10 protein-coding genes and 2 pseudogenes are annotated in these 16,000 nt (G+C 58.5%); 8 read left to right on the forward strand and 4 right to left on the reverse strand.

Going from position 1 to position 16,000, the window contains the following annotated elements; genetic code table 11:
• The first annotated feature begins 11 nt into the window (after nucleotides 1–11).
• From FQ320_RS22545 to FQ320_RS22560, 4 genes are all read left to right on the forward strand, one after another.
• Entirely contained in the window at nucleotides 12–677 is a 666-nt protein-coding gene (locus FQ320_RS22545; RefSeq protein ID WP_148475553.1) for a response regulator transcription factor, read from the forward strand.
• Nucleotides 674–2,026 carry a sensor histidine kinase gene (locus FQ320_RS22550; RefSeq protein ID WP_148475554.1) on the forward strand — a complete coding sequence of 451 codons (1,353 nt, stop codon included), beginning with the start codon at nucleotides 674–676 and terminating at the stop codon, nucleotides 2,024–2,026. The genes FQ320_RS22545 and FQ320_RS22550 overlap by 4 nt, the downstream gene beginning before the upstream one ends.
• Before the next feature lie 336 nt (nucleotides 2,027–2,362).
• Nucleotides 2,363–3,904 carry a phospholipase D-like domain-containing protein gene (locus FQ320_RS22555; RefSeq protein ID WP_148475555.1) on the forward strand — a complete coding sequence of 514 codons (1,542 nt, stop codon included), beginning with the start codon at nucleotides 2,363–2,365 and terminating at the stop codon, nucleotides 3,902–3,904.
• A gap of 149 nt (nucleotides 3,905–4,053) precedes the next feature.
• The gene (locus FQ320_RS22560; protein ID WP_148475556.1) at nucleotides 4,054–5,649 is read left to right on the forward strand and encodes an FAD/NAD(P)-binding protein; all 1,596 of its coding nucleotides are present in this window, start codon (nucleotides 4,054–4,056) and stop codon (nucleotides 5,647–5,649) included.
• Nucleotides 5,650–5,860: 211 nt separating this feature from the next.
• Here the strand turns inward: FQ320_RS22560 and FQ320_RS22565 are convergent, their stop codons facing one another.
• Nucleotides 5,861–6,790, reverse strand: coding sequence for a nitrilase-related carbon-nitrogen hydrolase (locus tag FQ320_RS22565; RefSeq protein WP_148475557.1), 930 nt, complete (start codon nucleotides 6,788–6,790; stop codon nucleotides 5,861–5,863).
• Between the two features lie 299 nt (nucleotides 6,791–7,089).
• Here FQ320_RS22565 and FQ320_RS22570 point away from each other — a divergent pair, with 299 nt between their 5' ends.
• Entirely contained in the window at nucleotides 7,090–7,386 is a 297-nt protein-coding gene (locus tag FQ320_RS22570; protein WP_148475558.1) for a PRC-barrel domain-containing protein, read from the forward strand.
• Between the two features lie 180 nt (nucleotides 7,387–7,566).
• Nucleotides 7,567–8,283 carry a DUF421 domain-containing protein gene (locus FQ320_RS22575; RefSeq protein ID WP_148475559.1) on the forward strand — a complete coding sequence of 239 codons (717 nt, stop codon included), beginning with the start codon at nucleotides 7,567–7,569 and terminating at the stop codon, nucleotides 8,281–8,283.
• Here FQ320_RS22575 and ligD read toward each other — a convergent pair.
• Both ligD and FQ320_RS22585 read right to left on the reverse strand, forming a co-directional pair.
• On the reverse strand, nucleotides 8,280–10,730 hold the full coding sequence (ligD, locus tag FQ320_RS22580) for a DNA ligase D (protein ID WP_148475560.1): 2,451 nt from the start codon (nucleotides 10,728–10,730) through the stop codon (nucleotides 8,280–8,282). The two genes, FQ320_RS22575 and ligD, sit on opposite strands and share 4 nt — an antisense overlap.
• Nucleotides 10,731–11,585, reverse strand: a complete 855-nt coding sequence (locus tag FQ320_RS22585) for a Ku protein (RefSeq protein ID WP_148475561.1) — start codon at nucleotides 11,583–11,585, stop codon at nucleotides 10,731–10,733. It lies immediately after the preceding gene.
• Nucleotides 11,586–12,178: 593 nt separating this feature from the next.
• Here FQ320_RS22585 and FQ320_RS22590 point away from each other — a divergent pair.
• Nucleotides 12,179–14,293 carry a catalase gene (locus FQ320_RS22590; RefSeq protein ID WP_187394041.1) on the forward strand — a complete coding sequence of 705 codons (2,115 nt, stop codon included), beginning with the start codon at nucleotides 12,179–12,181 and terminating at the stop codon, nucleotides 14,291–14,293.
• Between the two features lie 562 nt (nucleotides 14,294–14,855).
• Here FQ320_RS22590 and FQ320_RS22595 read toward each other — a convergent pair.
• Nucleotides 14,856–15,504: pseudogene (locus FQ320_RS22595) on the reverse strand (IS5 family transposase); the annotation flags it as partial.
• Between the two features lie 117 nt (nucleotides 15,505–15,621).
• On the opposite strand from FQ320_RS22595, the pseudogene FQ320_RS26660 reads away from it, so the two are divergent.
• Nucleotides 15,622–15,789 (forward strand): annotated as a pseudogene (locus FQ320_RS26660) (IS3 family transposase); the annotation flags it as partial.
• Nucleotides 15,790–16,000 lie beyond the last annotated feature (211 nt).

Genomic DNA, 16,000 nt, shown 5'->3' on the forward strand with positions numbered 1-16,000 from the left:
GATTTCGTGTAATGCGCATACTCATTGTCGAAGACGACGCGACGCTTGCCGATGGTCTGTCGGTGGGCCTACGCCTTTCGGGTTTCACGCCCGAACTTGTCACGACCTGCGCCGACGCAGACGAGGCGCTGGCGCAGGGTGGGTTTGCCGCCGTCGTGCTGGATATCATGCTGCCGGATGGGTCCGGGCTTGATGTTCTTTCACGGATGCGCGGCAAGGATGACCGCACGCCAATCCTTTTACTGACCGCGCTTGATCAGGTGCGCGACCGGATCGCGGGCCTCGATCTTGGCGCCGATGATTATCTTGGCAAGCCGTTCGATCTGGATGAGGTGACGGCCCGCCTGCGGTCCATCGTGCGCCGCGCCGAGGGGCGCGCGCAGGCTGATCTGCAGTGGAACGGTCTGAGTGTCGATCCGGCCAGAATGAACGGACGGCACAACGACCGCGATATCGAGTTTTCACCGCGGGAGTTCGCCATTCTGCGTGCATTGCTCGAACGCCCCGGTGCAATTCTGTCTCGTTCTGCGCTCGAAGATCGCCTCTACGGCTGGCAGGATGGCGTTGAAAGCAACGCGGTCGAGGTTCACATTCACAAGCTGCGCGCCAAGCTCGGCGCGGATTTCATTCAGACAATACGCGGCGCAGGATACAAACTGGCGAAAGACGCATCATGAACTCGATCCGCATCCGTCTCTTCCTGATCCTGCTGCTGGCTACCGGTGTTGTGTGGCTTTCGGCCTTCCTGTGGATTCAGCAGTCCACCCGTGCCGAGGTCGAGCGTGTTCTCGATGCCCGACTGGCCGAGTCCGGACAAATGGTATCGTCGCTGATCTCAGACCGGCGAATAGATGTTGCCAGAGCGGCGACGGTCGTTCCGGAATTTGAGTTTGCCGAAGATGGCCCTACGGCGGGATATTCCCACAGGCTGTCTTGTCAAATCTGGTCGCTGGATGGTGTGCTTGTCGGCAAATCAGGCAGTGCCCCGGCAGAAAGTCTTTCCGGGCAGGACGCGGGTTTCAGCAGCAATATCGTCGATGGTGAGGAATGGCGGGTTTACACCGTCATCAACGAAGATCTCGGCGTGCGTGTCATGGTCGGCGACAGCCATACGGTGCGCGACCGCTTGGTGCGCGACGTGACGACCGGTCTTGTCCTGCCTGCGCTGATGGTCCTGCCAATTCTTGCGGGCTTGATCTGGCTCTCGGTGCAACGCGGGTTGCTTCCGCTGGACAGATTGGCGAACGGGTTGTCACGGCGTTCGGCGGACGACCTGAATCCGGTCGCGGTGTGGACGATGCCGCGCGAAATCAGACCGGTGGGAACAGCGCTCAATGGTCTGTTCAGCCGCGTCGGTGCCGTGCGGGAAAGGGAAAAGGCGTTCACGTCATTTGCCGCGCATGAGCTGAAGACGCCACTGGCCGGGATCAAGACACAGGCCCAGGTGGCGATGATGGCATCCGACGACGCGACGCGCACCAGCGCCCTTCGGCGTATTCAGCACGGAGTTGATCGAACCGACAGGATGGTGCGCCAGCTTCTTTCGCTGGCATCGGTGGACGGCGCCGAGGTGGGGCAGAAAGTCGATGTCAATATCGTGGCAATTGTGCGGGACGTCGCGGACGACCTGACGCGCCTGGCTGCCGCGAAGGGCGTTTCACTAGAGATATCCGAAAGCGGAACAATACCAATCCAAAGCGACCCGATCCTGCTGGCACTGGCGCTGCGCAACGTCATCGACAATGCCATCGCCGTGGCCCCGGACGGGAGTAAAGTTGAAATCAAGATCGAAATGTTCGAAGCTCGGCTGCAAATCCGCGTGATGGATCGTGGACCCGGCATTGCGGATTGCGATCGCGCAAGGATCACCGACAGGTTCTTTCGAGGCGCTGGTTCGAATGGAGATGGGAGCGGGTTAGGTCTCGCCATTGTCGAAACAGCGGTCAAGCGTCTTGGCGGTCAGCTGGAATTCACGCCAAGACCGGATGGCGGTGAAGTGGTCAGTATGGTCATCCCCCAATTGTAGGTCGGTTTTAGCCGTTCAAAAGCTAATGAAATGGGCCGAGGACCAAGCGGTTACGCTCCTGCACATTCAACCGGGCCAGCCGCAACCGAACGCTTGCATCAAGCGTTACAACCGCACGATCCTGCACAAACGGATGGATCAATACATCATCGAAAGCGGAATGATCGGCGACGTCTCGGTAGCCGCATGACCAGCGCTGAAGGAGCGTTTATTGAAGGGAGAGACCGGGTTTGACGGGACCGGGTAAGTCAGCATCTTCATGCGATCCGTCTTGGCGTTTTACTTTTTGCGGGGAATCACATGAAGTCGAGTTGCACCGATAGGGAGCCTGAGCCAATGAAAACTGAAACGCCGGGGTCAGATGCGAACCGATCGCTATTTCAGGCCGATGAAAACTGCTGGCGTGTGGCTTGCGCCGACAAGATTGCCCTGATCGTCGATGCCGCCGATTATTTCCGGATCCTGCGTAAAGTGTTCATCACTGCACAGCGGGAATTGTTACTGATCGGCTGGGACTTCGATTTCGAGCTGGAAATGCTGCCCGGAGAAAGCGACGGTGACGGGCGTGCCCCAGACGGGTTCCCGAACCAATTGGGCCCGTTCATCGAAGCCATCGTTGAGCATTCACCCGAGCTTCATGTCTATCTGCTCAAATGGAATGGCGCGGTCCTCGCGGCGCCGGGGCGTCTGATGCCCGCGCTCACACTGGATATTTTCGGCAGTGAACGTGTACATTTTGCCCTCGACGGGCATCATCCCTTCGGGGCCTGCCACCACCAAAAGATCGTCGTGGCCGATGACAGTCTTGCCTTTTGCGGCGGGATCGATGCGACCGAGGACCGATGGGACACCTCCGAACATCTGCCCGACGATCCACGCCGGGTGCGCAAGGATGGCTCCCCTTCCGGTCCATGGCACGACGCGACTTCGGCGCTGACCGGGCCGGCGGCCGCCGCGCTGGCGGATTTGTCGCGCACCCGCTGGCATCGCGCGACAGGGGATACGCTGGATCGACCGCTGGGCGCAGTCACTTCCGTCTGGCCGGATGACCTCAAGGCCGACGCCGAGAATGTCGAGGTCGCCATCGCGCGCACAGAGCCGCCCTATGACGACGAGCCGCTGATAAACGAGATCGAACGGCTCTGTATCCGCAGCATCGAGGCGGCGGTGGATACGATCTATATCGAGTCGCAGTACTTTGCGGCTGAAACCGTATGTGCAGCGCTGGAACTGCGCCTGAGAGAAAGCGATGGCCCTGAAATTGTCGTCATCAATCCCTACGCTGCCCTCTCGCAGCTTGAGGATGACGCCATGCATGTTCTGCGCGGGCGGATGATCCAGCGCCTGAAAGCCATCGATCATCAGGATCGTTTCCGCATCTTTTATCCTGCGACCACCGCCGGAGAGCCGATCTATGTTCACGCCAAGATCATGATCGTCGATGACCGCATCCTGCGCCTCGGGTCGAGCAATCTTAACGACCGCTCCATGGGCTTTGACACGGAATGCGACGTGGCCATTGAAGGGCCGGAGTCGTTGATTACCAAATTTCGCACCCGCCTGCTGTCCGAGCACCTTGGGGTCTCGCCCGAAGTTTTCGACGAGACATTGCAAGAGGCAAAGACGCTGATCGCCACAATCGAGAGGCTGAACCCGCCCGAGGGGCGCGGTCTGCGCAAGATAGAACCTCAGACAGAAGGTGTGATAGGCGAGTTTCTCGCCAACACCCGTCTGCTTGATCCGCGCTATTTGCCGGGTCAGGCGACGTCGGCAGGAGAGGGTCTGCGCCCGCGACATCTGGCTTTGGTCGCCGGGGTCGCACTGGTGGGCTATCTGGGTTGGCTGGCATGGCGAAAACGAAGGGGCGGAAACTCCTAAAGCTGAACGCCACCTCCTGCTGTCGCATGCCCACGTCCACGTCGGTCATCCTGGATCTTTGCGGTGGGACGGAACGATTGGAACCAAACCGTTCTTCTTGGAATGCGAAGAGCCCATCACATCGTAATTGAGCCAAAGGTTACGTCACTATGAAGAGCGACAGGAAAATTGCTATTGTCGGCGCGGGGCCAATGGCCGTGTATACCGTCAAGAGTCTGCTCAAGAGCGAGGTCCCGCTCGACCTCACGATCTTCGAATCCGCGGGGCGGACCGGCTGTGGAATGCCCTACCGGGTCGGGTTGAATGCGGATTACATGTATTGCAACGCATTCAGTAAAGAGATCCCGCCGATCACCCGACGTCTTGCAACATGGCTGCATGATCAGGATGACGAGTTTCTTGCAGGCTGGGACCTTGATCGCACGGACATTGATGCACGGGATTTTTACCCTCGTGTTCTGCTCGGGGAGTTTCTGACATCGGAGTTCAGGGATCTCTGCGAGGCTGGTCGACATGCCGGGCATACCATCCGCGTGCTTCAAAATCACCGTGTCGTTGACGTCATTCCAACCGATGAGACTGTCACACTGGACGTTTTGCACCCGGACGGAAAATCAACATTTTCGTTCAGTGACGTCGTGTTGGCGACCGGGCACCAATGGCCGACGGCGCCTCAGGTCGGAACGGCCGATCTTGTTTCGCCATGGCCCTATACCAATATCACGGCCCTGCCAGCCGGCGAAATCGGGATACTGGGTTCGTCCTTATCCGCGATCGACGTGATCGTAGCCCTTGGTCAGGAACACGGTACATTCACCGAAAAAGGCGACAGAATTCGCTGGTTCCCTCACGAGGGGCGGGATGCGCTTTCGATCACCATGGTCTCTCACAAGGGGATCATGCCCGAGCCGGATTTTTACTATCCCTACCCCTATGAACCCTTGCTGCACGTGACCGCTGAAGCAGTCTTGGCCGAGGTGGCGAAGGGGCCAGAGACCCTTTTGGACCGCGTTTTTACGCTTTTGTTATCCGAGCTGCATCAGGTTGCGCCGGACTATATGGCCGATCTTGGCGAGGGTGCGCAGACTATTGATGGGTTTTCCGAGGCCTATTTTGATCACCGCGAAAAGATGGGCGGGCTGCGGGCGCTGCGCGAGACATTGAATGCCGCGGTCCAGTCCAAGAAGGACAAAGAGACGCAACATCATCGCTATGCTCTTCTGCGCGGCCACGAGAATTTCGCATTGATCCTGGAGCATCTCGACGACCGGGATTGGAGGGTTTTCAGCGACAAGCTGATGCCGGTGTTCGGTGATTGTTACGCCGCAATCCCGCATATTTCCGTTTTGCGGGTGCTGGCACTTTATGATGCGGGGGTCCTGAAAATCGTTCCAACCGGCCCTGGCGCATCATTCAGAAACCGACACTCCGATGGCGTGTCGGTGATGACAATCGACGGCGAGGTTGATTTTGACGCGTTGATTGATGCGCGTGGTCAGGCCGCAGCACCCCTTCGCGATCTGCCGTTTCCCGCCCTGTGCCGCGCGCTTCTTGACCCTGAAGGTGACCTTGCAGAACCATTCAGGCTTGAATTGCTCACCGCTGGCGCGGGCACAGTCTATTGCCTTGCAATGCCACAAATTCTGACGCGCCATCCCTTCTCCCAAGGCTTGCCAAACTGTGACGAGCTTGGCCGGGTTGTGGCGCGCGAAATATTGAGCAGGAATATGGGTCGACAAGGTTGAGAGCTTACCGGGCAGACGCTGGGAAAGGCACTTTGCCGCGCGCCCGAAAGCCTTGGCGGAAAATCTGCCGGATCCTACACTGGTCCGGATGCATTTCGCGAGATAGTTCGCCCTTTCCTGCGTTCTCGCATTACCAAGCGGCGCGACCCCGGCATAGCGGTTCAAACAGAAATTGACTTCGATCACAGGTCAGCCGAACAGCAATTCACGTTTAACTTTGCACGCCACCGGGATCACGCACGGTCAGATGATCCGCACTCCACTGGGCCGGACAAACCTCGGCCTCGGCATGTCCGTTGCGCAACCGGCGACACGCTCCGACCGGGATATCGGCCGCGATCAGAACGTGATCGGTCATCATCGCGGCGGACTGCGGCGGCAAACTCGCGTGAATCCCGTCAAGTGATACGCTGACGTCACAAGGCAGAAAGACACTGGCACCGCCCACTCCGGTATCCGTCAAAGCCTGACCGAAAGGCACGCCGACCGCACCCAAAACGCAGACAACCGTCTGAAGCTCGATCGCCCGCGCACGCGCACAGCTGAAAACCCGGTTATAACCGGTGATCATATCGGTTTTGGCCGGAATGATGATCAGATCGAGATCAAGCTTTCCCAACCGCGACCACAGATGCGTAAATTCGCTGTCCAGACAGATGATCATGGCGATCCGCAAGCCATTCCACTCGATGACATTTATCGTCTCGCCGTGAACGGTGATACCGCCTGCGCCATGGGCCTCAAGAGGGGTCAGGCTCAACTTGTCCTGCGCATGGCGCATGCCGTCGGGGGTTAGCAGCCACGCGCGATTCAGATAGGTCGCGATGCCATCTATCGGCGCGGCGGCGAAAGGAATGGTGCCCGCCAGAATCGAAATGCCATATTTGGCAGACATGGCAGCGATCGCATCCAACGCAATCTCTCCACACTCAAACAGCCACCCCATGATATTGGCCTTTGGCAAATCCAACGGCGCAAAGCTCAGCCATTGGGCACAGGCAAATTCGGGAAGGACAAGCATATGCCCGCCCCGCGCCGCTGTCTGTGCGACCCGCGCTTCCAGACCGGCAAGCCAGGTTGGTAGATCCTGCACCACCGGCTCAAGATTGGCCGCCCAGAGGTCGATTGAAACGTGTTCCACAGATTTTTCCCGGCTGTTTTGACACTACTCGATCCAAGATAGTCCAAAACCGTGAAGATCAACCGCGATGCAGGGGTGTTTTTCACAGCCTGCCGCGATCAACCAATGACAGGGGTTTGCGGGGTTGACGGATTGCGGTCAGACGGGCGCATTTTTGCACCTTCCGATGCTCCGGGCCCGTCCTCAGGACTGCGCGGCTTTCCGCCCGGTGAAAGCCTTCAACTTCGGCCTGTGGAACCTGAGGGTTCGCGACATGGTTGGACAATCAATCGGAAACTTCAACCAAAGTGAGGCTACCCATGGATCACTCAAAACATACTCCTCTGCGTCCTGACGAACTGAATGCTTCCAACGTCGAAGGCGCGAATGTTTACGGTCCGGACGACAACGATATCGGCAATGTGTCCCACCTGCATGGCACGGGTCAAAGCGCGCAGGCTGTTTTGGATGTCGGCGGTTTCCTTGGACTCGGAGCCAAGTCGGTCGCTTTGGCTGTTTCAAGTCTGAACTTTATGCGGGACGAGAACGGTAAGGTGCATGCGACGACCACGATGACCAAGGACCAGTTGAAAGACTTGCCCGAGCATCACCACTAAACGATCTCGAAGTTTTGCAAATGACATGGTCGGCATGCGTAAGTGTGCCGACCACTTATATGAGTATTGCTGTCGGGTCAGGGACTTGCGGCAAACTTGTCGTGGCGGAAAAAGCCATGCGGCTGAGGAACAAAATCGACAATATTGCGTTTTTTGGACTGCACCGAAGGATTGCGCCCAATGGAAGACCCCATCGTTCCCCTTGAACTAACGCGTATGTTTTTCGGAACCGATCCGGCATTGTTCTACCTCGAAATCGTAGTTCGGACCTGTGTGGTCTATACCTATGCGCTGTTGTTGATCCGTTGGGTGGGCGGGCGTGGCATCGCGCAGATGTCGACCGTTGAATTCCTGCTTGTCATCGCCTTGGGGTCAGCAGTGGGCGACGCGATGTTCTATCCCGAGGTGCCTTTGCTTCATGCCATGCTGGTCATCACTGTTGTGGTCTTAATCAACAAGGTGCTGGATATTTTGATCTACCGGTTCAAATCCATGGAAAAGGCTCTCGATGGCAAGACGGCCGAAGTCATTTCGGACGGGGTCATCAACACGAAAACGCTGCGGGACAACAAGATCGGTAAGAGCGAACTGTTCGAAAGCCTGCGTGAACAGGGCTATGTCCACCTTGGCGAAGTGCGGCAGGCCTATCTGGAATCCTCTGGCCGCTTCAGTTTTTTTCGGGCCAAACCCGCACGCCCCGGCCTGCCTATCGAACCTGCCTGGGATGTCTCCGCGCCGAGGATGCTCGGTCCCGGGACGGAGATCGATGCGGGAAAGCTGGTGTGTTGCGATTGCGGAGCTATCGTCGAAGGCGTTGCCAAGACCCCGGCCACTTGCAGACAGTGTGGCGGCACGGCCTGGACAATTGCGGCGCCGGCGCAACCGGATAACCCCTAGGTGTCGATCCAGTCCTGAAGCCGTTTCGCCGTGTCTGCATCGAGCGTCTGGTGGCGTTGTGCCTGTGCAAGGTAAGGACAGGGTGCGGCAAGCCGTTCATTAATATTGGCAAGCGTGAACGCGGCTGCGGTCTTGAGCTGTTTCAACTCGTCCCACGGGACCGGCACCGCGACCGGTGCCCCCGCACGTGCGCGCAGCGACCATGGCGCGACAGCGGTGGAGCCGCGTTCGTTGCGCAACCAGTCGACGAATATCCGCCCCTTGCGCCGCGCTTTCGACATTGATGCAGTGAACCGCTTCGGTTCCTTTTCCTCAAGAACATGCGCGATTGTCTTGGCAAAGTCGCGCACCGCGTCCCAGCCTTGTGTGCGGCGCAGCGGCACCCAGACGTGGACGCCTTTGCCGCCGGTCACCAGCGCACCGCTTTCCAGCCCGATATTGGACAGCCAGCCGCGCAGGTCCAGCGCGGCCTTGCGCACGTCGCTCCATCCCAGACCTTCGTCAGGGTCCAGATCAAAAACCAGCCTGTCAGGCCGCTCTAACCTGTCGGTGCGCGCCCCCCAGATATGGAATTCGATGGTGCCCATCTGAGCCGCTGCAACGAAAGATTGCGGGCGCGTCGCATAGAGATAATCCGCGTGTTTGCCGTCGCTTTCCTCAATCGAGATACGCTGCAACGCGGCGGGCATCGCGCCATTTCCGTGCTTTTGGAAAAAACACTCGCCTGCGATACCGCTGGGACACCGCAGCAAGGACAGGGGCCGGTGCCCGGCAATTTCGGTCAGTCTTTCGCCAGCCCTCTCGTAGTAACGCGCGACATCAAGCTTGGTATGGCCCGAAGCGTCGAACACCAGCCGATCCGGGTTGCTGATCGCCATGCCTGCCACCTTGGACGCGTTGGATTCGGGTTTCTCGGGTGTCACGGCGTCTGCTTCCTTGTCCTCGCGCATTCCCAAATAACTTCCGTGACGGATGTGCCCATCTGCGGTGAACTCGGCAAAGTCGATCTCGACGACCAGATTTGGCGTCACCCAAGTGGCGTCGCGGGCAATGTCGCTCGGAACCGCATCGAACGGACTTGTCTTGCGGGTGCGCAGCGCCTTGGTCAGTTGGTCGAAATCGGTATCGGTAAACCCCGTGCCGACGCGCCCGCGATACCCAAACCCGTCCGGACCGAATTGACCCAGCAGCAGCGAGGCAAAGGGGCGGCCACGCTTGTCAGACGGGGAATATCCGCCAACCACGAACTCCTGTCGCCGCGTGCATTTGACCTTGCGCCATGCGCCGGTGCGCGCACCGCGATAAGGCGCATCGATACGTTTGCTGATGATCCCCTCCGCACCAGCCTTGCATGCGGCGGCAAAGACCTCGCGGCCCTGACCCTGCACATATTCACTGATCCGCAAGACACCACCTTCGGGCACCCCGGCCAGAAGGTCGGCAAGCCGCGCGCGGCGTTCGATCTGATCCTGTTTCGTCAGATCGGTTCCGTCAAGCGACAGCAAATCGAATGCATAGAACACCAGTGGGCCACCATCCTTCAGTGCACCCTGCAAGGACGAAAAGGCCGAACCGGAACTTCGCGCCGCCATCACCTCGCCGTCGATCAACGCCGATTTGCAGAGCAGCGTATTGAATACGTTGCCCAACGCCGCGAACCTGTCGGTCCAGTCGTTGCCGTTGCGGGTATAGAGCCGCGTGCCCCCCTTGCCCAAGGCGGCAAGGCAGCGATAGCCATCGAACTTTGTCTCGTGGATCCAGTCGTCACCCGCCGGCGCCTCGTCATACAGCTTGGCAAGCTGCACCTTGCGAAAGGCGGGGCGCGTGCCTGATTGCCCGGCTGGCCGCAGCTTCTTGGCCTTGGCACCCGCCGCGATCTCCGCCATCGTGCGACCGGTGCGAACAGAAACTGCGTGCCCCTCAGTCAGCCCGTCAGGATCGTCTGAGGTCAGGTTGTCACGCTCTTTGATCAGCAACCAATTCTCGCGCTTTTCCCCCTTGCGGCGTTTCATTCGCACCAGAACCCACGCGCCCCGCATCCGAGCCCCGTGCAAAACAACCTTGAGATTCCCGGATGCCAGCCCTTCGTCAGGGTCACCCTTTGGCAGCCAAACGCCTTCATCCCACAGCATGACTGTTCCACCGCCATATTCGCCTTTCGGAATGGTGCCTTCGAATTTGCCGTAATCAAGCGGATGATCTTCGGTCCGCACCGCGAGACGCTTTTGTGACGGGTCAGCACTTGGCCCCTTGGTCACGGCCCAGCTGAGCAGCACGCCCTTCCACTCCAACCGGAAATCGTAGTGCAGGCGTGTGGCGTCATGTTTCTGGACCAAAAACCGCAGACCCGCGGCATTTGTCCCTTCCGACGCGCCCGCTGGCTCGGCGGTGCGTGAGAAATCGCGCCGCGCGTTGTAATCGGCCAGTTTGTCACCCGGCCCGGACATTCAGGACGCTTTCTTCCGCCCTTTCGGGGCGGTCTTTGTGCCAGACTTTCCGGCAGGCTTTTTCTTCGTGCCAGCGCTGCCAAGGCTCTGCTTTAGCGCCGCCATCAGGTCGACCACATTCTCTCCGGCCGGACGATCCTCTTCATCGGCACTGACACGCGGTGTCTTGCGGTTCTTTTTCTTCGCCTCGATCAGCTCGGTCAGCGCCTCGGCATAATGGTCGGTGAAGTTCTCGGCGTCGAACGGCGCGGTTTTCTTCTCGATCAGGGCAGTGGCGAGGTCGAGCAACTCATCGTCGGCCTTGGCGTCCTTGATCTCGGAAAACATCGGCTCGCTGTCGTGCAATTCATCCGCATAATAGAGCGTTTCCAGCAGCAGACCGTCGCCGCAAGGCTTGATCGCGACAAGGTACTCTTTGCCCCGCATCGTCATCTGCCCGAGCCCGATCTTTTCGCTTGCCCGCAAGGCATCGCGGATCACGCGGTAGGCATCTTCGGCCAGATCGTCGGTTGGCACGAGGTAATAGGGCTTGTCGAAATACAGTGGTGGTATCTCGCAGGCACCGACGAACTGAACCAATTCGACCGTCTTTTTGGTCTCTAGCTTGATCGCATCAATCTCATCGGGGTCGAGCAGAATGTAATCTCCATCAATCTCATAGCCCTTGACGATGTCGTCGGATTTCACCGGCCCGATCCCGGAAACCGTCTTGTCATAGTGGATACGCTTGCCGCTGGGCTTGTGGATCTGGCGAAACGAAACGCGGGCCGATGAGTCATGCGCTGCGTATAATTCCACGGGGATCGAGACCAGCGAGAGGCGAAGCTGACCTTTCCAGAGTGCGCGACGGGCCATTTGAAGTTTCCTTGAAATATTGACGTCAAACAACCAACGCACAAACTTCTGAGAAGGATCCACCCGAAGTTAGGCGTGACTGGCCCGATCTACTTGATTCACAAGCCTCTGAGCGGTGTCCCGCAGGCTTTCGGAAAACTTAATCTTCGACGGGAACCTCTGCAATGCTGCGCGGTTTATGCACTGAAGCAAAGCGCTTTCGCTTCAGAACATCACAGATGAATAACACCTAGGGGTGAACCATGCCGGTCGTCCTGCCCATGGCGCTGGGAATTCTATGCTCTCTGCTCATCCCGATATTCGGGGTGATCTTTCGCGTCCGTTTTCTTCCCTCGGCCTTGATGGCGATCCGGGCGTTGGTCCGACATGCGCTCCCGTCTCCTAAAGCGACTCCTTCACTGACTGGCTCAGAGAATAGGTTAAAACCATGGATAAATTGACAGCCCACGATCTCCAAAAGCCGCAGATCCTCCTGTCTGCAAACGCGCAGGCCAAGCGCATCTACAGCATATCCGCGTTTAAATAGGCCAAACCGCAAAGTGCCCGGCGCCTGTTGGCCGGGGTGTCCCTTCTTCAGATCAATGAGAAATCCCATGGACCAGAAATTGCCATTCAACCCACCCACCGCCGACACGCAGTCCTCGGGTGATACTGCGGAGCGCAAGCGCCATCCGGGCACCGGAGGCGAAACGCATCAACGCCCCGATGCCGATGGAACGCGCCTTACCACGGCACAAGGCATCCCCGTCGCCGACAACCAGAACACGCTGAAGGCGGGCGCGCGCGGTCCGGCGCTGCTAGAGGATTTCCATTTTCGCGAAAAGATCTTCCACTTCGATCATGAGCGTATCCCCGAACGGGTTGTTCACGCCCGCGGCTACGGCGCGCATGGCTATTTCGAGACGACCGACGCGATTCCTGATCTGACGGCGGCGCATCTGTTCGGCGAAACCGGTCGCCGGGTGCCGGTCTTTGCCCGGTTTTCCACCGTCGCGGGCAACAAGGGGTCGTTCGACCTGGCCCGTGATGTGCGCGGATTTGCCGTCAAGTTCTATACCGAACAGGGCAACTGGGATCTGGTGGGCAATAACATGCCCGTCTTTTTCATTCAGGATGCAATGAAGTTTCCCGACCTTGTCCACGCCGTCAAGGAAGCACCCGATCGCGGCTTCCCGCAGGCGCAGTCGGCCCATGACAACTTCTGGGATTTCATCTCGCTGATGCCCGAGGCGATGCATATGATCATGTGGATCATGTCGGACCGCGCAATCCCACGATCATTTCGGTTCATGGAGGGGTTCGGCGTTCACACCTTCCGGTTCGTAAATGCCGAGGGCGTCGGCACTTTCGTCAAGTTCCATTGGAAACCCAAGGGCGGATTGCAATCGGTGCTCTGGGACGAGGCGGTCAAGATCAACGGTGCCGATCCCGATTTCCACCGCCGCGACATGTGGGACGCGATCCAGAAAGGCGATTTCCCTGAATGGGAACTGGGCGTGCAGATCTTCGACGACGCTTTCGCCGACAGCTTTCCCTTTGACGTATTGGACGCGACCAAGCTGATCCCCGAAGAAGACCTGCCTGTGCGGATCATCGGGCGCATGGTTCTCGAACGCGTGGTCGATAATTTCTTTGCCGAAACTGAGCAGGTGGCGTTCTGCACCCAGAACATCGTGCCGGGCATCGATTTTACCAACGATCCCTTGCTTCAGGGGCGCAACTTTTCCTATCTCGACACCCAGACGAAACGTCTGGGCGGGCCAAACTTCACCCACATCCCGATCAACGCGCCGCGCTGTCCGATGCATCATTTCCAGCAGGACGGGCATATGGCGATGCACAATCCCAAGGGGCGCGCAAATTACGAACCGAACGGTTGGGCCAAGGGCGGCCCCCGCGCCGATCCCAAGGTCGGCTTCCATTCGTTCCCCGAAGAGATTTCGGGCGAGAAACGCAAGATCCGCAGCGAGACTTTTGCCGATCACTACAGTCAGGCAGGACAGTTCTACCACAGCCAGACCAAGGTCGAGCAGGGACATATCGCCGACGCGCTGGTCTTTGAACTGTCCAAGGTTGAGACTTTGGCCGTGCGTGAACGGCTGGTCGCGCACCTGCCTCATATTGACAAGGATCTGGCAAAGAAGGTCGCAGACGGGCTTGGCTTGGAACATGTCCCGGACCCGCATCAGGCGGCCCGCGATCCCATCACCGATCTCGCCCCGTCCGACGCGCTATCGATCCTGAAGAACGGCCCCGACGGCTTTGCCGGCCGCAAACTTGGCCTTCTTGTTACGGATGGCATCGATGATAAAGTGCTCACGGCCCTTATCGATGCGGTTGAGGCGGCGGGCGGAACCGTCGAAATCGTCGCACCCCGCGTCGGCGGTGTCGTGACCGAAGGCGGCTCTAGGATTCCGGCGGATCAGAAAATCGATGGCGCACCTTCGGTCCTTTATGACGCGGTCGCAATCCTCGCGACAGCCGATGGGGCAGAGAAACTGACGGACATGCACCCGGCCCGCAGCTTTGTGGCCGACGCCCATGCCCACGCCAAATTTATCGGCGTCTCGAAAGAGGCGCAGGCGCTTTTGAAACGCGCCGGTGTCGACGCAGATGGCGGTGTGATGACTCTTGGAGCCGCCGAAGATGCCAAAGCCTTCGTCAGATCCTGCGCCGCCCTGCGATTCTGGGACCGTCTGGTAAAGTGATTTCGGTGAAGCCGGGGCGCCAGTCGTCCCGGCTTCGCAAACGTCGCATGGGGACATTCCTAGCCCGGCATCGAACAGCACATCGTACTGGTCCCCCGGGTCGAGATTGCCGTGATCGGGATCACCCGGAACCAATTTGCTCGAGGTTAATGGCAGGCATCAACAAGCATTCGCGACTAAAACAACCGAACTATCGTGCCGCTACAATCCGAATGCCAGCGGTAGCCACATGTAACCCGATGAACACCGCATAGACGATGGCAAGGCTTCCGTCCTCGGTTGAGGGTGGCAAAACCACCAACGATACCCGCCACCATGATGACCGGCAGAATTGCCGCATTCGACAACCGCGCTGTGATCACACCAAGTCACGTAAATTGTAACGTTGTGAGCTGATCAGGGAAAGGAAGGTCGAGTTATTGATCCGCGCCAGCGCATAGAGCATTCCGACAGGGGCCCAAAATTACGGAATCATCATCGCCATGCCAAAGAAAAAGGGGTCCTGATCGGCTTTGTTGCACAAATCAGTTTGAGGCTGGGCTTCCCCTTCCCCCAGACGGATTTAGTCTGCGGCCACGGTGCGTGGTATGCCAAGCGCTGTGAAGCCGTTTAAGATCGCGGCGCGGATTTGTATCTCCGCAACCTGCCGATCAAAGTCACGGGCTGCGAGGCGCTGCCCGAGTAATTTTATGCAGTGCATCTTGGTTTCGACGCGGCTTCGGCGGTGATATCCAGTCAACTGTCGCCACAGTGCCCGACCCAGATACTTTGATGATCGCACGGCTTCGTTTCGTGCTCTGGCCCCGGGTGTATCTGGCTTCCATAGCTTGGCGTTCTGACGCGGCGGTATGACAGCATGGGCATTTCGGGCTGCGATCGCATCGTGGGATTTTCGGGTGTCGTAAGCACCATCCACTGCCCGGCAGTGCATGTTTACATGCATGAGAGGGGGCAGTGACACTGCCGAGGTCTGGATCCGGTGGGATCTGATTGAGCAAGTCAGGCAACATGGGTGCGTCCCCGATCCCTCTGCTGTTGACCTCGACTGCCCGTATCTCCAGCGTTTCCTCGTCGATCCCTATATGTATCTTGCGCCAAAGGCGGCGTTTGGGACCACCATGTTTGCGCGCGTTGCACTCGCCTTCACCTTCAGCCTTGATCCCCTCTGGTCGCTGCTTGCAGCGACCAGAGGGGATCAAGAGGTGCAGCGGATACGACAGGAAGACGGCGCGGAGAAATCTCGAGCGTGGCTGGGAAATTCCGACGAAATGCCCACGCCTGCCGGGCGACTGGATGGTCGATCCCTACGAGAACTATCTGTGCGGGCCGATGCGTTCGTCGATTACTACAACATCCAGCGCTACCACGAGAGCCTGAACATCGTCACACCGGCAGACGTCTGCTTCCGACGGGACAAAGCCATTCTCGGAAAAAGGGATAAGATCAAGAAACAGACAATCCAACAACACCGCTTGCAACATCAAAGTCAAGCCGCTGTTCCATTTTATCCGACGACGGACAGAGTGGGTGGCTTCAACGCGACGAGCGGAAGTTCAGCGCAGTTTTTGCGTGCACAACGGCTCTGTTGATGGCGTGGATGCCCCTCCCGACGGCATCGCAATGTGCCATTGTGGTGAGTGTTAAAGCCATCACAAAAGGAAGGAGCATCCATGTCCGAAGTTACTATTATCGGTGTCGACTTGGCAA

The organism is Oceaniovalibus sp. ACAM 378, from assembly GCF_008085915.1.
In the GTDB taxonomy this organism is placed as follows: Bacteria; Pseudomonadota; Alphaproteobacteria; order Rhodobacterales; family Rhodobacteraceae; genus Oceaniglobus.